The 19749-nt window shown below is 70.4% G+C and carries 20 protein-coding genes; 11 read left to right on the top strand and 9 right to left on the bottom strand.

What is annotated here, in order from left to right:
* Positions 1–38: 38 nt before the first annotated feature.
* Complete coding sequence (locus tag ACZ4N4_RS00180; RefSeq protein WP_467582729.1) at positions 39–1583, bottom strand: S8 family peptidase; 1545 nt, start codon at positions 1581–1583, stop codon at positions 39–41.
* A 65-nt stretch (positions 1584–1648) separates the two neighbouring features.
* The gene (locus tag ACZ4N4_RS00175; RefSeq protein ID WP_467582726.1) at positions 1649–3175 is read right to left on the bottom strand and encodes a S8 family peptidase; all 1527 of its coding nucleotides are present in this window, start codon (positions 3173–3175) and stop codon (positions 1649–1651) included.
* Positions 3176–3510: 335 nt separating this feature from the next.
* Here ACZ4N4_RS00175 and ACZ4N4_RS00170 point away from each other — a divergent pair, with 335 nt between their 5' ends.
* From ACZ4N4_RS00170 to moaA, 3 genes are all read left to right on the top strand, one after another.
* The gene (locus tag ACZ4N4_RS00170; RefSeq protein ID WP_453573758.1) at positions 3511–3867 is read left to right on the top strand and encodes a DUF485 domain-containing protein; all 357 of its coding nucleotides are present in this window, start codon (positions 3511–3513) and stop codon (positions 3865–3867) included.
* Positions 3864–5483, top strand: a complete 1620-nt coding sequence (locus ACZ4N4_RS00165) for a solute symporter family protein (RefSeq protein ID WP_467582723.1) — start codon at positions 3864–3866, stop codon at positions 5481–5483. Before ACZ4N4_RS00170 ends, ACZ4N4_RS00165 begins: the two co-directional genes overlap by 4 nt.
* Before the next feature lie 153 nt (positions 5484–5636).
* Entirely contained in the window at positions 5637–6626 is a 990-nt protein-coding gene (gene moaA, locus ACZ4N4_RS00160; protein WP_467582720.1) for a GTP 3',8-cyclase MoaA, read from the top strand.
* Between the two features lie 28 nt (positions 6627–6654).
* Here moaA and ACZ4N4_RS00155 read toward each other — a convergent pair whose 3' ends face one another.
* Entirely contained in the window at positions 6655–6876 is a 222-nt protein-coding gene (locus tag ACZ4N4_RS00155) for a hypothetical protein (protein ID WP_453573749.1), read from the bottom strand.
* Positions 6877–7092: 216 nt separating this feature from the next.
* A complete protein-coding gene (locus ACZ4N4_RS00150; protein WP_467582717.1) occupies positions 7093–7491 on the bottom strand; it encodes a DUF3099 domain-containing protein in 399 nt (132 codons plus the stop codon).
* 245 nt (positions 7492–7736) lie between these two features.
* Here ACZ4N4_RS00150 and ACZ4N4_RS00145 point away from each other — a divergent pair, with 245 nt between their 5' ends.
* Positions 7737–8015, top strand: coding sequence for a GlsB/YeaQ/YmgE family stress response membrane protein (locus ACZ4N4_RS00145; RefSeq protein WP_453573744.1), 279 nt, complete (start codon positions 7737–7739; stop codon positions 8013–8015).
* A gap of 167 nt (positions 8016–8182) precedes the next feature.
* Here the strand turns inward: ACZ4N4_RS00145 and tyrS are convergent, their stop codons facing one another.
* From tyrS to ACZ4N4_RS00130, 3 genes are all read right to left on the bottom strand, one after another.
* Positions 8183–9451: a tyrosine--tRNA ligase gene (gene tyrS, locus ACZ4N4_RS00140; protein ID WP_467582714.1), complete on the bottom strand. Its 1269-nt coding sequence runs from the start codon at positions 9449–9451 to the stop codon at positions 8183–8185.
* A 78-nt stretch (positions 9452–9529) separates the two neighbouring features.
* Positions 9530–10924, bottom strand: coding sequence for a metallopeptidase TldD-related protein (locus ACZ4N4_RS00135; protein WP_453573739.1), 1395 nt, complete (start codon positions 10922–10924; stop codon positions 9530–9532).
* A gap of 82 nt (positions 10925–11006) precedes the next feature.
* Positions 11007–12569, bottom strand: coding sequence for a TldD/PmbA family protein (locus ACZ4N4_RS00130; RefSeq protein WP_467582711.1), 1563 nt, complete (start codon positions 12567–12569; stop codon positions 11007–11009).
* A 197-nt stretch (positions 12570–12766) separates the two neighbouring features.
* Here ACZ4N4_RS00130 and fabG point away from each other — a divergent pair, with 197 nt between their 5' ends.
* The 3 genes from fabG (at position 12767) to ACZ4N4_RS00115 (ending at position 14845) form a co-directional block, all read left to right on the top strand.
* Complete coding sequence (fabG, locus tag ACZ4N4_RS00125) at positions 12767–13486, top strand: 3-oxoacyl-[acyl-carrier-protein] reductase (RefSeq protein WP_453573733.1); 720 nt, start codon at positions 12767–12769, stop codon at positions 13484–13486.
* A gap of 5 nt (positions 13487–13491) precedes the next feature.
* Positions 13492–14259, top strand: a complete 768-nt coding sequence (gene fabI, locus ACZ4N4_RS00120) for an enoyl-ACP reductase FabI (protein WP_453573731.1) — start codon at positions 13492–13494, stop codon at positions 14257–14259.
* Positions 14260–14494: 235 nt separating this feature from the next.
* On the top strand, positions 14495–14845 hold the full coding sequence (locus ACZ4N4_RS00115; protein ID WP_467582708.1) for a hypothetical protein: 351 nt from the start codon (positions 14495–14497) through the stop codon (positions 14843–14845).
* On the opposite strand, the gene ACZ4N4_RS00110 is transcribed toward ACZ4N4_RS00115, so the two are convergent.
* A complete protein-coding gene (locus ACZ4N4_RS00110; RefSeq protein ID WP_453573727.1) occupies positions 14823–15515 on the bottom strand; it encodes a FadR/GntR family transcriptional regulator in 693 nt (230 codons plus the stop codon). The two genes, ACZ4N4_RS00115 and ACZ4N4_RS00110, sit on opposite strands and share 23 nt — an antisense overlap.
* 105 nt (positions 15516–15620) lie before the next feature.
* On the opposite strand from ACZ4N4_RS00110, the gene ACZ4N4_RS00105 reads away from it, so the two are divergent.
* The 4 genes from ACZ4N4_RS00105 to ACZ4N4_RS00090 all read left to right on the top strand — a co-directional run bounded on the left by ACZ4N4_RS00105 (position 15621) and on the right by ACZ4N4_RS00090 (position 18292).
* The gene (locus ACZ4N4_RS00105) at positions 15621–16907 is read left to right on the top strand and encodes a CynX/NimT family MFS transporter (RefSeq protein ID WP_467582705.1); all 1287 of its coding nucleotides are present in this window, start codon (positions 15621–15623) and stop codon (positions 16905–16907) included.
* Between the two features lie 294 nt (positions 16908–17201).
* A complete protein-coding gene (locus tag ACZ4N4_RS00100; protein WP_089107830.1) occupies positions 17202–17318 on the top strand; it encodes an SGM_5486 family transporter-associated protein in 117 nt (38 codons plus the stop codon).
* Between the two features lie 168 nt (positions 17319–17486).
* Positions 17487–17693: a hypothetical protein gene (locus tag ACZ4N4_RS00095; protein WP_467582702.1), complete on the top strand. Its 207-nt coding sequence runs from the start codon at positions 17487–17489 to the stop codon at positions 17691–17693.
* 80 nt (positions 17694–17773) lie between these two features.
* Positions 17774–18292: a SixA phosphatase family protein gene (locus ACZ4N4_RS00090; protein ID WP_450763157.1), complete on the top strand. Its 519-nt coding sequence runs from the start codon at positions 17774–17776 to the stop codon at positions 18290–18292.
* A 106-nt stretch (positions 18293–18398) separates the two neighbouring features.
* Here the strand turns inward: ACZ4N4_RS00090 and serB are convergent, their stop codons facing one another.
* Positions 18399–19607, bottom strand: a complete 1209-nt coding sequence (serB, locus tag ACZ4N4_RS00085; protein WP_467582699.1) for a phosphoserine phosphatase SerB — start codon at positions 19605–19607, stop codon at positions 18399–18401.
* Positions 19608–19749: the final 142 nt, after the last annotated feature.

The raw sequence follows: 19749 nt of genomic DNA, 5'->3' as shown, positions 1-19749 counted from the left end.
CACTATGCAGTATTGACTGAATCAATATATGTAGGTGCCTACCGGGTCACCGCCGCCAGCGCGTCCACCGTGCCCCAGCCGTAGAAACCGTTGTGGTTCTTGGAGCCCTCGCACACGGCGTCGACCTTGCCGTCACCGTTGATGTCGTACGGGTCGGTGCACGGCGTGGCGGTCGCCTCCGCGTACAGCAGGGCCTTCACCAGGGCGGGAGAGGCGTGCGGGTGGGTTGACTTGATCAATGCGGCGACACCGACGACATGCGGGGTCGCCATCGACGTACCGGCCATGTAGCCCCACGTGCCGCCCGGCAGCGGGCCCAGGATCAGGCCGCTGGTCGCCGGGGGCGCCGGGGCCTGGTAGGCGGTCGAGTCGCCGCCGGGCGCGGCGACGTCGATCACTCCGAGGCCGTAGTTGGAGAAGGACGACTTGAGGCCCTTCGCGCCGGTGGCGGCTACCGTGACGACGCCCGGCAACTGGGTCGGTATGTCGTAGCACTTGTGCGGGTCGATCACCCGGTCGCTGGGCGTGCCGTCGTTCGGTGAGACCGGGTCGGTGATCGAGTCGGAGGCCAGGTCGTAGCTCTCGTTGCCGGCCGCCGCCACGTTGACGGTGCCCTTCCGCTCCGCGAACCGGGAGGCCCGGGTGATGGCGTCGACGAGCGCCTTCTGGTCCGGGTCGGTGGTGCAGTTGAAGTACCAGGGGTCGGTGTAGTAGCTGTTGTTGGTGACGTCGATGTGGTGCTCGGCCGCCCACACGAAACCGCAGACCACGGCCTCCGTGTAGAAGTACCCGGCGGTGGTGGCGACCTTGATGCCCGCCACCTTGACGCCCGGCGCCACACCGGTGATGCCGATCCCGTTCCTGGCGCCCGCGATCTCACCCGCCACATGGGTGCCGTGCGGGCTCTCGGCGGCGCTGGGCCGCCAGGCCCCGTACGTCGTGTCCGGCTTGCCCGACACGCAGTTGGTGGACTGCGCGGCGGAGAAGTTCGGGGCGATGTCCGGATGGGTGTCGTCGACGCCGGTGTCGATGACGGCGACGGTGACCTTCGAGCTGCCGAGGGTCTTCTCGTGCGCCTTGTCGGCCTTGATGGCGGGCAGGTCCCACTGCAAAGGCTCCAGCGGGTCCTGCCCCTGGGCCGCCTGCGCGTCCGCCTTCGCGACCTGCTCGGAGCTGAGCACCTGGGGCGTGCCGACGTCGGTGGTCGACTGGGCGGGCAGCGGCGCGTTGCGAGTGGCGCCCGCCGAGTCCACGCCGGGCACCTTGCGCAGGGTCTTGGCGAAGTCCGGGTTCGACGAGTGGACCACGATCACGCCGATCTCGTCGTACGCGATCACCACCGAACCGCCGGCCCGGCCGATCGCCCGCTGGACGCGCTGCGAGGTGCCGTGTCCGGGGCGGACGTTGACGACATAGCTGAGGGACGTCGCGTCACTCGCGTCCGAGGTGCCCGTGACCGTGGTCGTGGTCGTGGTGCCGGCGGCGGACGCCGAGACGTTGGGCAGGAACGCGAGGGCCGTGGCCATGGCCATGCCGAGCGGGATGGCGAGCGCGCGGCGGTGGCGCGACTGGGGCGCTGTCATGTGGGTGAGCCTCCGGTTCGTTCGCGAAACGAGCATGCCGTGCGGGAAGTCCTGCTGCGGGGCGGTCACTTGACCGCGCGGAGCGCGTTCACGACCCCCGAGCCGTAGAAGCCGTTGACGTGTTTCCCGCCCACACAGGTGGCGTCCACGACGCCGTCGCCGTCCCCGTCGTAGGGGCCGGCGGGGCAGCCCGGGTTGTCCGCCTCGGCCTTCAGCAGGGCCAGGAGCCGGGCCGGGGAGGCGTGCGGATGGGTCGACTTCAGCAGCGCGGCGACCGCGGCCACGTGCGGGGACGCCATCGAGGTGCCCTGGAGGAAGCCGTACTGGTCGTTCGGCAGGGTGGACAGGATGCGGCCGTTCTGCGACGGCGTGTCCGGGATCTGGTACTTGTCGCCGCCCGGGCCCGCCACGTCGACGACGCCCTGTCCGTAGCTGGAGTAGTACGACTTGGTGTTCTTGACACCGACGGCGCTCACGGTGACCACACCGGGCAGCTGGGTCGGCACGTCGAAGCACTCGTGCGGGTCGACCGTGCGGGTCGTGGCCGTCGAGTCGTCGGGGCTGGAGGCGTCCGTGAGGGCGTGAGCGTCGAGGTCGTCGTTCGAGTTGCCCGCCGAGGCCACGTTGAGCGTGCCCTTGCTCCGGGCGTACAGCTGCGCTCTGTTGACCGCGTCAACGATGGCACGTTGATCCGGGTCGTCCATGCAGTTGTACAGCCATGGATCAACGTAGTAGCTGTTGTTGGTGATCTCCACGCCGTGGTCGGCGGCGAACACGAAGGCGCAGACCACGCTCTCCGGGTAGAACAGCTGCGTCGAGTCGGGCTGGGCCACGGTGATGCTCGCGACCTTCACCCCTGGTGCCACGCCCGCCACGCCGATGCCGTTGCGGGCGGCGGCTATCTCACCCGCGACATGTGTGCCGTGGTAGTGGTCGGCGTCCACCGGCCGCCAGGCTCCGTACGTCGTGTCGGCCTTGCCGCTCACACAGTTGGCGGACTGTGCGGCGGAGAAGTTCGGGGCTATGTCCGGGTGGGTGTCGTCGACGCCGGTGTCGATGATGCCGACCGTCACCGAGCGGCTCCCCGGGTTGACCGTGGCGGCCTTGTCGGCACCGATGCTCCGCAGGTCCCACTGGTCGGCCTCCAAGGGCTCCTGTCCGGCCGCCGCCCTCTTCTCGACCTTGGCTGCGTCCGCCTTGGACAGGACCTGCACGGCCCCCTCGGCCGTGGTCCCCGCCGCGCTCAGCGGAGCGGTCCGCGTCGCTCCCGCCGAGCGCACTCCGCGCACCGTGCGCATCGCGGCGCCGAAGTCCGGATTCGCCGAGTGCACGACGATCACGCCGATCCTGTCGTACGACTCGACGATCGTGCCGCCGTTGCGGGCGATCGCCTGCCGCACCGACTCGATCGTGCGGTGGTCCGTCCTGGTGTTGACGACATAGGCCAGGGTCGGCCCGTCCGCCGCCGGCGTCGCCGAGGCCGTCAGCGGTGCCGCCGAAGCCGCCGCCGGCAGGAGGCCGAGCGAGGCGGTCAGTGACAGGGCAACCGGTACGGCGAGCGCCAGCGCGCGTCTGGAACGCAGATGAGCCATGGGGTCTCCACATCATCCGGAACATCAACCGAAAACGGGCCCGCCCGGGCCGCGGGTTGCCGCCTGGGCAGGTACATGACGGGTGGTGCAGGGCGAAGCTATCTCCCGCACTCACCGGCCAGCAATGACCGGAGGCGACTCACGCCGACGACTTCCGAAAGAAGCCGGGCGAGTTGAACCTGTCCACGCGTGGCGCCGTGACCTTGAGGAGGGAGCCACAGCAGGATCGAGGCCCCCCGTCGGAATCACCTGACGGAGTCGGCTCGTCACTCCGGGTAGGTGATCCACATGTCTGTGAGGTCAGAATCCGCATGTCCGTATCGCGAGGAGACTCCGTGGCCACCGAGACACCACCGCCCTCGAACACGCAGACCCGGCTCCCCTCCAGCGAGGAGTTCGCCGAGGTGCAGCAGAGTCCGGAGTTCGCCGAACTGCGGCACTCCTACCGCTCCTTCGCCTTCCCGCTGACCGTCGGCTTCATCGCCTGGTACCTGCTGTACGTCCTGCTCTCCAACTACGCGGGCGACTTCATGGGCACCAAGGTCGTCGGCAACATCAACGTGGCCCTGGTCCTCGGCCTCGCTCAGTTCCTCACCACGTTCCTCATCGCCTGGTGGTACGCGCACCACGCCGCGGCCAAGCTCGACCCCCAGGCCGAGGCCATCAAGTCCCGGATGGAGGACGGCGCATGAACCCCGCGATCACCTTGGCGGCCGGCGAGGCCAGCGAGCACCGGACACTGATCATCACCCTGTTCGCGGTGTTCGTCGCCGCGACCCTCGTCATCACCATCTGGGCCGGCCGGCAGACCAAGGACGCCGCCGACTTCTACGCGGGCGGCCGCCAGTTCACCGGCTTCCAGAACGGCCTCGCCGTCTCCGGCGACTACATGTCCGCCGCGTCCTTCCTCGGCATCGCCGGCGCCATCGCGCTCTTCGGCTACGACGGCTTCCTCTACTCCATCGGCTTCCTGGTCGCCTGGCTCGTCGCCCTGCTCCTGGTCGCCGAGCCGCTGCGCAACTCCGGCCGCTACACCATGGGCGACGTACTCGCCTACCGCATGCGCCAGCGCCCGGTCCGCACCGCGGCCGGCACCTCGACGATCGTGGTGTCGATCTTCTACCTGCTGGCCCAGATGGCGGGAGCGGGCGTTCTCGTCTCCCTGCTGCTCGGCATCACCAGCGACGGCGGCAAGATCGGCATCGTGGCCCTGGTCGGCATTCTGATGATCGTCTACGTGACCATCGGCGGCATGAAGGGCACCACCTGGGTGCAGATGGTCAAGGCCGTGCTGCTCATCGCGGGCGCCCTGCTGCTGACCTTCATGGTCCTGGCCAAGTTCCACTTCAACGTCTCCGACCTGCTCGGCAAGGCCGCCGACAACAGCGGCAAGGGCACCGCCTTCCTGGAGCCCGGCCTGAAGTACGGCGCCACCGGCACCAGCAAGCTGGACTTCCTCTCCCTCGGCATCGCCCTGGTCCTCGGCACCGCCGGCCTGCCGCACATCCTGATCCGCTTCTACACCGTGCCCACCGCGAAGGCCGCCCGTAAGTCCGTGCTCTGGGCGATCGGCCTGATCGGCGCCTTCTACCTGATGACCCTCGCCCTCGGCTTCGGCGCCGCCGCGCTGATCAAACCGGACGAGATCATCGCCTCCAACAAGTCGGGCAACACCGCGGCGCCCCTGCTCGCCCTGCATCTCGGCGGCGTCGACTCCAACTGGGGCGCGATCCTGCTGGCCACCATCTCGGCGGTGGCCTTCGCGACGATCCTCGCCGTGGTCGCGGGCCTCACCCTGGCCTCGTCCTCGTCCTTCGCGCACGACATCTACGCCAACGTGATCAAGAAGGGCCAGGCCTCCGAGAAGCAGGAGATCAACGCGGCCCGCTACGCCACCGTCGGCATCGGCGCGGTGTCGATCGTGCTCGGCGCCCTGGCCCGCGACCTCAACGTCGCCGGCCTGGTCGCGCTCGCCTTCGCGGTCGCCGCCTCCGCGAACCTGCCGACCATCCTCTACAGCCTCTTCTGGAAGCGGTTCACCACCGCCGGCGCCCTCTGGTCGATCTACGGAGGCCTGGTCACCGCGGTCGGCCTGGTCCTCTTCTCACCGGTGGTGTCCGGCAAGGAGACCTCGATGTTCCCGGGCGTCGACTTCCACTGGTTCCCGCTGGAGAACCCCGGCATCATCTCGATCCCGGTCGGCTTCCTCCTCGGCGTCGTGGGCACCTACCTGTCCAAGGAGGTCCCGGACACCGCGAAGTACGCGGAACTGGAGGTGCGGTCCCTGACCGGCACGGGAGCGCACTGACCTTCGTACGACTGGCCGCGTCCAGGGGTCGTAGGGTCCTACGACGCGGCCGCGTCGTACCTCGTGGCATCGGCCCCCTCGCGATGTCAGCGCTGTCACGTAGGCTCGCCAGTGACGGAAGAGAACCGATCCGTAACGAGGGAGGGGGCCCACGTGCTCATCGACACCTACGGCCGGGTGGCCACCGACCTGAGGGTCTCGCTGACCGACCGGTGCAATCTGCGTTGCACGTACTGCATGCCCGAGGAGGGCCTGCAGTGGCTGACCAAGTCCGACCTGCTCACGGACGACGAGATCGTCCGCCTGATCGACATCGCCGTCCGCCTGCTGGGCATCGAGGAGGTCCGCTTCACCGGCGGCGAGCCCCTGCTGCGCCCCGGCCTGGTCTCCATCGTGGAGCGGGTCGCGGCGCTGGCCAACCGCCCCCAGATGTCCCTGACGACCAACGGCATCGGCCTGCGGCGCACCGCCACGGCCCTGAAGGCGGCCGGTCTGGACCGGGTCAACGTCTCCCTCGACACCCTGCGCCCGGCCGTCTTCAAGGTCCTCACCCGACGCGACCGCCACCAGGACGTCCTCGACGGCCTCCAGGCCGCCCGCGACGCCGGCCTCACCCCCGTCAAGGTCAACACGGTCCTGATGCCGGACCTGAACGCGGACGAGGCTCCCGACCTGCTGGCCTGGGCGCTTGAGCACGGCTACGAGCTGCGCTTCATCGAGCAGATGCCGCTGGACGCCCAGCACGGCTGGAAACGCGACAGCATGGTGACGGCGGGAGACATCCTCGCCTCGCTCCACACCCGCTTCGACCTCACCCCCGAGGACGCGGACGAGCGAGGTGCCGCCCCGGCGGAGCGCTGGCTGGTGAACGGCGGCCCGTACCGCGTCGGCGTCATCGCCTCGGTCACCCGCCCGTTCTGCGCCGCCTGCGACCGCACCCGCCTCACGGCCGACGGCCAGATACGCAACTGCCTGTTCGCCAGGGAAGAGACAGACCTGCGCGGCGCGCTCCGCTCGGGCGGGTCCGACGAGGAGATCGCCCGCATCTGGCGACTGGCGATGTGGGGGAAGAAGGCGGGCGCGGGTCTGGATGATCCATCGTTCGTCCAGCCGGACCGGCCGATGTCCGCGATCGGGGGTTAGCGCCGCCCGGCGGAGCCTGGTGGGAGCGCTACGGGGACGGCTCCCACTCCTTCAACAACACGACATCCTTCAAAAACCCCCGCACGCCCAGGAACTGGGAGAGATGCTCCCGGTGCTCCTCACACGCGAGCCAGGTCTTCCGCCGCTCCGGCGTGTGGATCTTCGGGTTGTTCCACGCCAACACCCACACCGCGTCGGCCCGGCAACCCTTCGCTGAACAGATAACGTCACTCACTGCTTCGTCCCGCACCGCGTCGTCCTGCAAAAAGAGCCCCGAACAAGGCGACGCCGAGCAGCCACGGGGGGAGCTGCCCGGCGTCGGTCCGTCGCTCCGACGGGGGATGCGGAGCGCGTACGCAGTATGTCATGGGTCACCCTCCGCCCGGCACCGGAACAGCACGATTGATCTGAGCTTTTCTTGAGCTTTGTGTGCGGCCGTCGTCCGTTCACGCCGTGTCCCCGGTGCTCAGACCGACTCCGGCCGCTCACCGCGCACACCCGCCGCCGGGTCGGCCACCACGTCCTCCGGGACGGGTTCCGGGTGCGGTTCCTCCGCGCGCGGCGGCGCGATCATCAGCCGGGTCGGTGCCACACCGAACGTCGACGGGAGCGAGGACGGCCGCTCCCGGCCCGCGTTGGCGATCACGACCGCGACATAGGGGAGCAGTGCCCCGAGCACCAACGCCACGACGGCGACATAGCGTTCGACGTTCCACAACGTGGCCGCGAGGATCACCGACACGGTCCGCACGGACATCGAGATGACATACCGCCGCTGCCGGCCGCGCACGTCCTCGGCAAGGCCGGTGCGGGCCCCGGTGATCCGGAACACCTGGACGCTGCCGCCGCCGCGCTGTTTCCGCATCACATTCCACCATCCGCCCGCATCGGACTCTCCCCGGCCCCTACCCTGCCCACACCCGTACGGGGAACCGGGCCAGGACGTCTCCCACGTTACGCCGCGCCTGCGCCGCCTTCGAGACCGGGTCGCCCGCCCGCCTGCGTGAACGTTCTGCGCCGTACCGCGTACGGGTGTACCGACATGCGCCGTACGGCGGACAGGCCGAAACTTGGCGTAATGCTCACGTCGAGCCGTACGAGGAGGCAGCCATGGGATGGTTGTGGGCGATCATCGTGGGATTCGTGCTGGGCCTGATCGCGAAGGCGGTCATCCCGGGCAAGCAGCACAGCCCCCTCTGGCTGACGACCATCTTCGGCATGCTGGGCGCGATCGCCGGCAACGCGATCGCCCGCGCGCTGGGCGTGGAGGCGACGAGAGGCATCGACTGGAGCCGCCACCTCTTCCAGCTGGTCGCCGCGATCATCATCGTCTTCCTGGGCGACATGCTGTACATGGCGACGCTGGGCAGGCGAAAGTACCGGGTCTGAGGCGCCTGAACCTGAAGGCACCCCGAACGGAAGCGCCCCGTCAGGGGCGCGGGGCTGTGTCCGTGTGCGGCTCCGCCGTGTGGACGCGACGAGCCACGGCGAACCCGCAGCCGCCGACGCACCCGCACCCCTACGGCGCTCAGAACCCGACGCTCAAGGCACGGCGCCTACGAACCGACGACCTCCACAGCCGCCAGATTCTTCTTGCCCCTCCGCAGCACCAGCCACCGCCCGTGCAGCAGCTCGTCCGCGACGGGTACCGCGTCCTCGGCGGTCACCTTGACGTTGTTCACGTAGGCCCCGCCCTCCTTCACCGTCCGCCGGGCGGCGGACTTGCTCGCCACCAGCCCGACCTCGGCGAACAGGTCGACCACCGGTACCAGTTCGGCGACCTGGATGTGCGGCACCTCGGAGAGCGACGCGGCCAGCGTCTTCTCGTCCAGCTCCGCCAGCTCTCCCTGCCCGAAGAGCGCCCGGCTCGCGGCGATCACCGCGGCCGTCTGCTCGGCGCCGTGCACCAGCGTCGTCAGCTCCTCGGCCAGCGCCCGCTGGGCCGCCCGCGCCTGCGGACGCTCCTCGGTCTGCTTCTCCAGGTCCTCGATCTCCTCGTGCGACCTGAAGCTGAAGATCCGCAGGAACTTGGAGACGTCCCGGTCGTCCGCGTTCAGCCAGAACTGGTAGAAGGCGTACGGCGTGGTCATCTCCGGGTCGAGCCAGACCGTGCCGGACTCCGTCTTGCCGAACTTGGTGCCGTCGGCCTTCGTGATCAGCGGCGTGCCCAGCGCGTGCACCACGGCGTCGGGCTCGACCTTGTGGATCAGGTCGGTGCCCGAGGTGAGGTTGCCCCACTGGTCGCTGCCGCCGGTCTGCAGCGTGCAGCCGTACCGCCGGTACAGCTCCAGGAAGTCCATCCCCTGGAGGATCTGGTAGCTGAACTCGGTGTAGCTGATGCCCTCCTGGGACTCCAGACGCCGGGCGACGGCCTCCTTCGCGATCATCTTGTTCACGCGGAAGTGCTTGCCGACGTCGCGCAGGAACTCGATGGCGGACATGCCCTGGGTCCAGTCCAGGTTGTTGACCATGATCGCCGCGTTCGGCCCCTCGAAGTCCAGCAGGGGGGCGATCTGCGCGCGCAGCCGCTCGACCCACTGGGCGACGACCTCGGGCGCGTTCAGCGTGCGCTCGGCATTCGGCTTCGGGTCGCCGATCAGGCCCGTGGCGCCCCCGACCAGGCCCAGCGGGCGGTTGCCCGCCTGCTGGATCCGGCGCATCGTCAGGATCTGCACGAGGTTGCCGAGGTGCAGACTGGGCGCGGTCGGGTCGAAGCCGCAATAGAACGTGACAGGACCGTCCGCGAACGCCTTGCGCAATGCGTCCTCGTCCGTGGAGAGGGCGATGAGCCCCCGCCACTTCAGCTCGTCGACGATGTCCGTCACGGTTCTCGTATCTCCTCGGGCGATCTCGGATGATCTTTGGATGATCTCGGGGCAGTCGTGCGACCACCGGCTACGAGGTTATACGCCCTGACTGACAGAGCTCATATTGAAGTCGGGCACGCGCAGCGCGGGCATCGCAGCCCTAGTGAACCAGTCGCTCCACTCCCTCGGCAGCGTCTTTTCCGTGCGCCCGGCCTCGGTGGCCCGCCCCAGCAGGTCCACCGGCGACTCGTTGAACCGGAAGTTGTTCACCTGCCCGGTGACCTGCCCGTTCTCCACCAGGTACACGCCGTCCCGGGTCAGGCCGGTGAGCAGCAGCGTCGCCGGGTCGACCTCGCGGATGTACCAGAGGCAGGTCAGCAGCAACCCGCGTTCGGTGGCCGCGACCATCTCGTCCAGGGAGCGGTCGTCGCCGCCGTCCAGGATCAGGTTCCCGCCCGCCGGGGCGACCGGCAGCCCGGTCAGACCGGCCGTGTGCCGGGTGGTGGTCAGGTGCTTCAGCTCGCCGCCCGCCACCCACTCGGTGGCGCCGACCGGCAGCCCGTTGTCGAAGACCGACTGGTCACCGCCGGAGGAGTGCGCCACGACGAACGGCGCGCACTCCAGACCCGGCTCGTTCGGGTCGCTGCGCAGGGTCAGCGGCAGCTCGGTCAGCCGCTCGCCGACGCGGGTGCCACCGCCCGGCTTGGAGAACACCGTCCGCCCCTCGGCCGCGTCCCGCCCGGACGCCGACCACAGCTGGTAGATCAGCAGGTCGGCCACGGCCGTCGGCGGCAGCAGCGTCTCGTACCGGCCCGCCGGCAGCTCCACCCGGCGCTCCGCCCAGCCCAGCCGCACGGCCAGCTCGGCGTCGAGCGCGCCCGGGTCGACGTCCTTGAAGTCCCGGGTGGACCGCCCGGCCCAGGCCGACCGGGTACGGTCCGGCGACTTGGCGTTCAGCTCAAGGGTGCCGGTGGGCTGGTCGTGGCGCAGCCGCAGCCCGGTCGAGGTGCCGACGTACGTCGAGACCAGCTCGTGGTTGGCGAAGCCGTACAGCTCGCGGCCACCGGCACGCGCGCGTGCGAAGGCCTCGCCGAGCGCCGGGGCGAAGTCGGCGAACACGGCCGAGGAGGTCTCGGCGGGCGCGTCCGTGAAGTCCTGCGCCTCCGGCACGCCGGTGACCAGCGGCTGCGCGTCCTCGGCGGGACCGGCGCCGCGCGCGGCTGCCTCGGCGGCCCGTACCAGCGGCTCCAGGTCGTCGGCGGTCACCGCCGACCGGGACACGACACCGGAGGCGCTGCCCTCCTTGCCGTCGACGGTCGCGACGACGGTGAGCGAACGGCCGCGCGTGACGCCGTTCGTGGTGAGCGCGTTGCCGGCCCAGCGCAGGTTGGCGGTGGAGTGCTCGTCTGCGATGACCACACAGCCGTCGGCGCGGGAGAGTTCCAGCGCGCGCTCGACGATCTCGTGCGGCTTGTTGTCACGGGCGCTCATCGACCGGCCTCCTGCGTGGTGTTGAGACTGTGCTTTCCCGGGGGATAACCCCCGGACCCCCAGCAGATCCTCGTGCTGGCGCTCATCGACCGGCCTCCTGCGTGGTGTTGAGGATGTTGACGCCCTTGAAGAGGGCCGAGGGGCAGCCGTGGGACACGGCGGCGACCTGCCCCGGCTGGGCCTTGCCGCAGTTGAAGGCGCCGCCGAGGACGTAGGTCTGGGGGCCGCCGACGGCCGCCATGGAGCCCCAGAAGTCGGTGGTCGTCGCCTGGTAGGCGACATCCCGGAGCTGTCCGGTGATCCGCCCGTTCTCGATCCTGAAGAACCGCTGGCCGGTGAACTGGAAGTTGTAGCGCTGCATGTCGATCGACCAGGAACGGTCGCCGACGACGTAGATCCCGCGGTCGACCCCGCCGATCAGGTCCTCGGTGGACAGCCCGGCCGGATCGGGCTGGAGCGAGACGTTGGCCATGCGCTGCACGGGCACATGCCCGGGGGAGTCGGCGTAGGCGCACCCGTTGGAGCGCTCGAAGCCGGTCAGCTTCGCGATCCTGCGGTCCAGCTGGTAGCCGACGAGCGTGCCGTCCTTCACCAGGTCCCAGGACTGAGCCTCGACGCCCTCGTCGTCGTAGCCGACGGTCGCCAGGCCGTGCTCCGCGGTGCGGTCGCCGGTGACGTTCATCAGCTCGGAGCCGTACCTGAGCTTGCCGAGCTGGTCGAAGGTGGCGAAGGAGGTGCCGGCGTAGGCGGCCTCGTAGCCGAGCGCGCGGTCCAGCTCGGTGGCGTGGCCGATGGACTCGTGGATGGTCAGCCACAGGTTGGACGGGTCGACCACCAGGTCGTACAGCCCCGCCTCGACGCTCGGCGCCCGCATCTTCTCGGCGAGCAGCACCGGGATCTGCTCCAGCTCGGCGTCCCAGTCCCAGCCGGTGCCGGTGAGGTACTCCCAGCCGCGGCCGACCGGCGGCGCGATGGTCCGCATCGAGTCGAACTCACCGCTCGACTCGTCCACCGACACGGCGGTCAGCTGGGGGTGCAGCCGCACCCGCTGCTGGGTGGTCACGGTCCCGGCCGTGTCGGCGTAGAACTTGTTCTCGTGCACGGTGAGCAGCGAGGCGTCGACGTGGTCGACGCCGTTCGCCGCCAGCAGCCGGGCGCTCCAGTCCGCGAGCAGCGCGGCCTTCTCCTCGTCGGGCACGGTGAACGGATCGATCTCGTACGACGAGATCCACGTCCGTTCCTCGTGCACCGGCTCGTCGGCCAGCTCGACCCGCTCCTCGGACCCGGCAGCCTTGATCACCTGCGCCGAGAGCTTCGCCATCGCCACCGCCTGGGAGGCGACCTTGGCGGCGGCGTCCAGGCTCAGGTCCACGCCGGAGGCGAAGCCCCAGGTACCGCCGTGCACGACCCGGACCGCGTATCCGAGGTCGGTGGTGTCCGACGATCCGGCGGGCTTGGCGTCCCTGAGACTCCAGGACGCGCTACGCACCCGCTCGAACCGGAAGTCCGCGTGCTGGGCCCCCAGCGCACGCGCACGCGCCAGCGCGGCGTCGGCCAGGGCCCGTAGCGGAAGCGCCGTGAAGGCTTCGTCGATGGAATGAGGCACGGAGGTCTCCCTGCTGTCGTGGCCTGTCCGTCCGATCATGTCGCGCCCGCGGGTGTACGGACCACAGGTTTCGGCCCGGCGTCGGGCCTTTCTGTAGGGACCCGACAGCGACACCCCCGAGCCACTGTCGGTGCCCGCTTGCTCGCCGTGATGGCGGGACCGATAGGTTTTCGATGAAGCCGCCTGTCGTGCCAGCTGTTCCGGCCGGTGGTCAGACCGAACGAAAGGGTGATCCGTTGAGCCGCTCGGTTCTCGTCACTGGAGGCAACCGGGGCATCGGCCTCGCCATCGCCCGCGCATTCGCCGACAACGGCGACAAGGTTGCCATCACATACCGCTCGGGTGAGCCGCCCGCCGTCCTCAAGGAACTGGGCTGCCTCGCCGTCAAGTGCGACATCACCGACACCGAGCAGGTGGAGCAGGCCTACAAGGAGATCGAGGACGCCCACGGCCCGGTCGAGGTCCTGATCGCCAACGCCGGCATCACCAAGGACACGCTTCTGATGCGTATGTCCGAGGAGGACTTCACCTCGGTCGTCGACACCAACCTCACCGGCACCTTCCGCGTGGTCAAGCGCGCCAACCGCGGCATGCTGCGCGCCAAGAAGGGCCGTGTCGTCCTCATCTCGTCGGTCGTCGGCCTCTACGGTGGTCCCGGTCAGGCCAACTACGCGGCCTCCAAGGCCGCCCTGGTCGGCTTCGCGCGGTCCCTCGCCCGTGAGCTGGGCTCGCGCAACATCACCTTCAACGTCGTCGCCCCCGGCTTCGTGGACACCGACATGACCAAGGTGCTCAGCGACGAGCAGCGCGCCGCCATCGTGTCGCAGGTGCCGCTCGGCCGGTACGCGGAGCCCGAGGAGGTCGCCGCGACGGTGCGGTTCCTCGCCTCGGACGACGCCTCGTACATCACTGGAGCCGTCATCCCTGTTGACGGCGGACTGGGAATGGGTCACTGATCACCATGAGCGGAATCCTCGAGGGCAAGCGTGTCCTGATCACGGGCGTGCTGATGGAGTCCTCCATCGCCTTCCACGCGGCCAAGCTGGCCCAGGAGCAGGGCGCCGAGATCATCCTCACCGCGTTCCCGCGGCCCACGCTGACCGAGCGCATCGCCAAGAAGCTCCCCAAGCCCACCAAGGTCATCGAGCTGGACGTCACCAACGACGAGCACCTCGGGCGGCTGGCCGACCTCGTCGGCGAGGAGCTGGGCGGCCTCGACGGCGTCGTGCACTCCATCGGCTTCGCTCCCCAGGACGCGCTCGGCGGCAACTTCCTCAACACGCCCTTCGAGTCCGTCGCGACCGCCATGCACGTCTCGGCGTACTCCCTGAAGTCGCTGACCATGGCCTGCCTGCCGCTGATGCAGAACGGCGGCTCGGTCGTCGGCCTCACCTTCGACGCCCAGTACGCCTGGCCGCAGTACGACTGGATGGGCCCGGCCAAGGCCGCCCTGGAGGCCACCAGCCGCTACATCGCACGCGACCTGGGCAAGCAGAACATCCGCTGCAACCTCATCTCCGCCGGTCCGATCGGGTCCATGGCCGCCAAGTCCATCCCGGGCTTCAGCGACCTGGCCGCCGTCTGGGACCACCGCTCCCCCCTGGAGTGGGACCTCAAGGACCCCGAGCCGGCCGGCAAGGGCATCGTCGCCCTGCTGAGCGACTGGTTCCCGAAGACCACCGGCGAGATCGTCCACGTGGACGGCGGCCTGCACGCCATCGGCGCCTGACCCGCACGGACCCCTCGGCGCCCGACCCGCGCCGACCTCGTCCGCACCGATCTCATCGGCACGGACGCCCTCCGCACGGACGTTCCGGGGCCCGCATCCCACAAGGGGTGCGGGCCTCACCCGTTCGGCCCACCGGCCGGGCCGTCGCCGCCCGGGCGGCGCACCCTGGGACTACGCGTCGGATTACGCGTTCACCGCGCGATTCCCTCCCCAGGCCGGCCGAGGAGGTCCCCTTGTGCGCCTGTCCCGCAGCCTGGCCCCAGTGACCGTGGCCCTCGCCCTCGTGCTGGCCCTGCCGTACGACGCCGTGTCCCACGTGCGCGTGGGCGGCGGTCACCGGCCGGCCCCGCAACTGTTCGGCGCGTCGTGCCGGACGACCGTCCGCGGCTCCCATGTGGTGGCCTACTGCCACAACCCCTACGTGGACACCGACCGGGTACGGCTGCACATCGAGTGCGCCGAGTGGTGGGACATCGACACCGACGGCTCCCCGGTCGACACCGGGCCCGCGCTGACCGTACGGCTCACCGGCCGCTGCTGGCAGGACGTCCGCTCGGTGTGGATCAGTCACCAGAAGGTGAGCTGAACCTGCCCGGACGGCACAGGTACGGGTAGCTGGCCGCCTCCTTGGCGGCCGCGTCCGCGTCGCCCGTGCGGATCGCGTCGACCAGGCGGGCATGGTCCATGTACGTCTCCGGTGTCAGCTCGGCGCCGACGTCCGCGCGCAGCCAGTCCCGCAGCACCTCGCCCAGGTCGGCGTACATCGCCGTCATCACGTCGTTGTGCGAGGCGGCCACCACGGCCAGGTGGAAGGTCGCGTCCGCCGTCACGAAGGCCTCCGCCTCGCCCGACTCCCAGGCCTGCTCCCGGTGGGCCAGAATCGCGTCGAGCTGCCTGAGGTCCTTCTCGGTGCGCCGGGCCGCAGCCAGCCGGGCCGCCGAGGACTCCAGCGTGGAGCGCAGCTCGGCGATGTGCCGGGGGTCGGCCCCGGCGAACCGGCGGTGCATCACGCCGGCCAGCTCACTGGTCGCCACGACGTAGGTGCCGGAGCCCTGCCGGATGTCCAGCAGGCCGTTGTGCGCCAGCGCGCGCACGGCCTCCCGGACGGTGTTGCGGGCCACCCCGAGCTGCTCGACCAGTTCCGGCTCGGTGGGGATGCGCGAGCCGACCGGCCATTCGCCGGAGGCGATCTGGTTCCGCAGCTCGGCGATGACCTGCTCGGACAGCGCCGAGCGGCGCGGGTGGCTCAGAGGCATGACACACCTTCGCACGCGGGGGCCGGGCAGCAGCGGCGGGGTCAGCCGTGGTCCGCCGTCCGGAAACTGGACAACCAATCATCCCATGATTCTATGATGGGCGTCATGGGAGCCGAGGAAACCACCACGACGACATCGACGACAGCACGTCCCACGGAACCCGGCGGGGGCCCGGTGAACGGCACGCGCGCGTGGACGACACGGCTCTTCGTCGTCGGCATCCTGCTGGCCGCCGTCAACCTGAGGCCCGCCATCACCAGCCTCGGCGCCCTCCTGGAGGAGGTCCGCGACGGGCTCGGCATGAGCGGCAGCGTGGCCGGACTGCTCACCTCCGTGCCGCCGCTCTGCTTCGCCGTCTTCGGCGTCATGGCCCCCCGCCTGGCCCGCCGCTTCGGGCCGCCGGCGGTGGTCTGCGCCGGCATGGTCGCCATCACGGCCGGCCTGCTGATACGGCCCTACGTCGGCGGTACGGCCGGATTCCTGGCCGGCAGCGCGCTCGCGCTCATGGGCATCGCCGTCAGCAACGTCCTGATGCCGGTCATCGTCAAGCGCTGGTTCCCCGACCGGGTCGGCTCCATGACCGGCCTGTACTCGATGGCACTCGCCGCCGGCACCTCGATCGCCGCCGCGGTGACCGTGCCCGTGACCGACGCGCTGGGCGGCGGCTGGCAGTCCGGGCTCGCCGTGTGGGCGGGGCTGGCGGCGGCCGCGGTGCTGCCGTGGCTTCCGCTGGTCCGGGACCGGGGACCGGCACCGGCGCCCGTGACCGAGGCACGCGCGCGTGCGGACCGGCAGCCGGCCGCCCTGCGGATCACCCGCAGCCGTACCGCCTGGGCGCTCGCCGTCTTCTTCGGACTCCAGGCCACCGCCGCCTACATCACCATGGGCTGGATGGCGCAGATCTTCCGGGACGCGGGCGTGCCCGCGGGCACCGCCGGACTGCTGCTGGCCGTCACCATGGTGATGGGCGTACCGCTGGCCTTCGTCATCCCGCGCGTGGCCACCCGGCTGCCGCACCAGGGTCCGATCGTGATCGCGCTCGGCGTCTGCGGCCTCGCCGGATACGCCGGCCTGTGGGCCGCCCCCGCCGGCGGCGCGTGGGCCTGGGCCCTGCTGCTCGGCGTCTCCAACTGTGCCTTCCCGCTGGCCCTCACCATGGTCGGGATGCGGTCCCGGACCGGCGCGGGCGTCGTGCAGCTCTCCGCCTTCGCCCAGAGTGTCGGCTACCTCATCTCCATCCCGGGCCCGCTGCTGGTGGGCGTGCTCTACCAGCACAGCGGCGGCTGGGGCCTGCCGATCGCCCTCATGGCCGGCCTGATGATCCCGCAGATGGCCGTCGGCGTCCTGGCGGGCCGCGACCGCACGGTCGAGGACGAGGCGACGGCCGCCTGACACCGACGGGGGCCGTGACGGCACCGGCCCGGGCCGTGCGGTGCGGGCCGTGCGGTGCGGCCCGTGCGGGTACTGACCCGAGGCTGTGCGGTGCGGGCCCTGCGGGCACCGGTCCGGGCCGCCTGACACCGACGCGGGCCGTGCGCGGGCACCGGTCCGGCCCCTTCGGCGCCCGGCGAGGCGGTCCGGCCTCCCGTCGCGCCCCGGCGAGCCGGTCCGGACCCGTCGACGCCCCGCGGCGTGTCGGGCCACCCCGCCCGGTGCGTCCCCTGTGGGGGGTGCCAGACTGGGCGCATGCCAGTGCTCGACCCGAACCCCCAGAACGGTCAGAAGAAGATGCTGATCGTCTTCGGCTCGTTCTTCGCCATCTTCATCGTCATCGCCGTCATCGCGACCCTCGCGTCACCCTGACCACCGCCCCGGCGGCCGGTGGTGGGGCTAGCACCCCCATCCCCTAGGGGGTGAGGGTCAGGGTGAAGTGGGTGGATCACCGGATGGGCCGGCGGCCGCGGGTTCCGTAATTTCGAGTTGTGGCCGCGAGGGGCGGTCACCGAAGCCCGGAGACCAGCGGAGGCGATCATGCCGGCCCGTACGCACACCCTGCCCCACCCCGCCACCCCGGGCAGCGTCGACGTCCGGCTGCCCTGGTGGGCCCTCGCCCTGCCCGCGCTCGCCTTCATCGCCCTGCTGGTGCTGATACTGAACCCGGCGGACGCCCACGCGACCACGGGTGACCCGGCCGTCACCCATCTCGTCGAGCGGGTCCAGCAGATCGTCACGCGTTAGCCGCACCGCCCTCCGGGCCGGGCGAAGCCGCATGTCAACTCCCTGCGCCCGATGGCCTGTTTCATGCGAAGCTGGGTGACATGAGCGTCGCAGAATCCCGCAGGATCGTCTTCTTCCGCCATGCGAAAGCCGACTGGCCACAGGTGACCGACCACGAGCGACCGCTCGCTGAGCGGGGCCGAATGGAAGCCGCCGTCGCCGGACGCAAGCTGGCGGACAGCGGCATCACCTTCGACCTGGCCCTGTGCTCCACTTCCGTGCGCACCCGGGAGACCTGGAAGCTTGCCGTCCATGAGCTCGCGCACCGGCCGAAAACAGTCTACGAGGAGCGGGTCTACGAGGCCTCTCCGGGCGAGCTGATCGCCGTGCTCAACGAGGTGCCCGACGACGCGCAGGACGTTATCCTCATCGGCCACAACCCCGGCGTGCACGGCGTGACCGAGATCCTGACCGGCAGCTCCGAGGGCGACGCCCGCGACCGGATGAACAGCCGGGGCTTTCCCGCCGCCGCCTTCGCCGTCGTGACCTTCGAGGGCACCTGGAAGAGCCTGGAACCCGGGGTGACCACGCTCGTGGACTACTGGGCCCCCTCCGACTGAGGCGACGGGCGCCACCGTACGGCCACCGCTCTCCGGCACGGACGGCAAGGGGCCCGGCACCGGTCTCCTCGGTGCCGGGCCCCTTGTGACAGGACCGCCGGGCGGTTCAGCTCTCGTCGTGGGTGTCCGCCGCCTCGACCTCCTCGCGGGTGACGCCCAGCAGATACAGCACCGTGTCCAGGAAGGGGAAGTTCACCGCGGTGTGCGCGGCCTTGCGGACCACCGGCTTGGCGTTGAAGGCGACACCGAGACCGGCCGCGTTCAGCATGTCCAGGTCGTTGGCGCCGTCACCGATGGCCACCGTCTGCGACAGCGGCACGCCCGCCTCCGCGGCGAACCGGCGCAGCAGCCGCGCCTTGCCCGCACGGTCCACGATCTCGCCGGTCACCCGGCCGGTCAGCTTGCCGTCGACGATCTCCAGCGTGTTGGCCTGGGCGAAGTCCAGCCCGAGCCGCTCCTGCAGATCGTCGGTGACCTGGGTGAAACCGCCCGAGACGACGCCGACTTGGTAGCCGAGCCGCTTCAGCGTGCGGATCAGGGTCCGGGCGCCCGGTGTCAGCCGCACCTCGGCGCGCACCTTCTGCACGACCGACTCGTCCAGCCCCTTCAGCAGCGCCACGCGCGCGTGCAGCGACTGCTCGAAGTCCAGCTCCCCGCGCATCGCGGCCGCCGTCACCTCGGCGACCTGGTCCTCGCAGCCGGCGTGCGCCGCGAAGAGCTCGATCACCTCGTCCTGGATGAGCGTCGAGTCCACGTCCATGACTACCAGACGCTGGGCCCGCCGGTGCAGGCCGGCCGCGACGACCGCGATATCCACGCCGAGTTCCGCCGCGTCCGAGACCAGGGCGGTGCGCAGTGCCTCGGTTCCCACGCCGGACACCGCGAACTCCACCGCCGTCACCGGGTACTTGGCGAGCCGGAAGATACGGTCGATGTTGCCGCCCGCCTTGGCGATCCGGGCTGCGATGGCGGCCGTCGACTCGGCGGTCAGAGGGTGACCGAGGACGGTGACCAGGGAACGGCCCAGACCGCGCGGGCGGTTGTCGCCGTGGCCGGAGATGATCTCCGCCTGCATCTTCATCGACTCGGCCCAGCTGTGCACGGTCGCCCTGAGGTCGCCCTCGAGCCCCGCCGCGGGCTGGGTCACGAGCGCGCACAGCACCAGCCGGCCTCGCGTGACGACCTGCTCGATGTCGACCACGTCGACCATGTACGCGGCAAGGGTGTCGAAGAGGCCGGCCGTGATGCCCGGCCTGTCCTTGCCGAAGATCTTGACGAGGAGAGTGGGGACCTCGGAGGTCTGAGGATCGCTCATGGTGTAACCACCGTAACCGGCACGCAGTGCCTGCGGCGCAGGTGGTCCGCCTGACGGACACGGAACAATAAGTGTCGGACCGGTGTCGGAGACCTTGCGTCCGCACTACGGGCGAACGTGCGTGCGATGTCGGTGGCCGGGA

This window comes from Streptomyces sp. NPDC026538 (genome assembly GCF_055567535.1).
The sequence above is the reverse complement of the archived record's forward strand: the minus strand, read 5'-3'. Positions and strand labels throughout refer to the sequence as shown.

Bases quoted from the DNA above. Each gene is read 5' to 3' on its own strand.
- ACZ4N4_RS00180 (WP_467582729.1), bottom strand. From the start codon at position 1,583: ATGACAGCGCCCCAGTCGCGCCACCGCCGCGCGCTCGCCATCCCGCTC.
- ACZ4N4_RS00100 (WP_089107830.1), top strand. From the start codon at position 17,202: ATGCCAGTGCTCGACCCGAACCCCCAGAACGGTCAGAAGAAGATGCTG.
- ACZ4N4_RS00165 (WP_467582723.1), top strand. From the start codon at position 3,864: ATGAACCCCGCGATCACCTTGGCGGCCGGCGAGGCCAGCGAGCACCGG.
- ACZ4N4_RS00110 (WP_453573727.1), bottom strand. From the start codon at position 15,515: ATGCCTCTGAGCCACCCGCGCCGCTCGGCGCTGTCCGAGCAGGTCATC.
- ACZ4N4_RS00145 (WP_453573744.1), top strand. From the start codon at position 7,737: ATGGGATGGTTGTGGGCGATCATCGTGGGATTCGTGCTGGGCCTGATC.
- ACZ4N4_RS00105 (WP_467582705.1), top strand. From the start codon at position 15,621: ATGGGAGCCGAGGAAACCACCACGACGACATCGACGACAGCACGTCCC.
- ACZ4N4_RS00175 (WP_467582726.1), bottom strand. From the start codon at position 3,175: ATGGCTCATCTGCGTTCCAGACGCGCGCTGGCGCTCGCCGTACCGGTT.
- serB (WP_467582699.1), bottom strand. From the start codon at position 19,607: ATGAGCGATCCTCAGACCTCCGAGGTCCCCACTCTCCTCGTCAAGATC.
- ACZ4N4_RS00130 (WP_467582711.1), bottom strand. From the start codon at position 12,569: ATGATCGGACGGACAGGCCACGACAGCAGGGAGACCTCCGTGCCTCAT.
- ACZ4N4_RS00135 (WP_453573739.1), bottom strand. From the start codon at position 10,924: ATGAGCGCCCGTGACAACAAGCCGCACGAGATCGTCGAGCGCGCGCTG.
- ACZ4N4_RS00090 (WP_450763157.1), top strand. From the start codon at position 17,774: ATGAGCGTCGCAGAATCCCGCAGGATCGTCTTCTTCCGCCATGCGAAA.
- fabI (WP_453573731.1), top strand. From the start codon at position 13,492: ATGAGCGGAATCCTCGAGGGCAAGCGTGTCCTGATCACGGGCGTGCTG.
- ACZ4N4_RS00095 (WP_467582702.1), top strand. From the start codon at position 17,487: ATGCCGGCCCGTACGCACACCCTGCCCCACCCCGCCACCCCGGGCAGC.
- ACZ4N4_RS00150 (WP_467582717.1), bottom strand. From the start codon at position 7,491: ATGCGGAAACAGCGCGGCGGCGGCAGCGTCCAGGTGTTCCGGATCACC.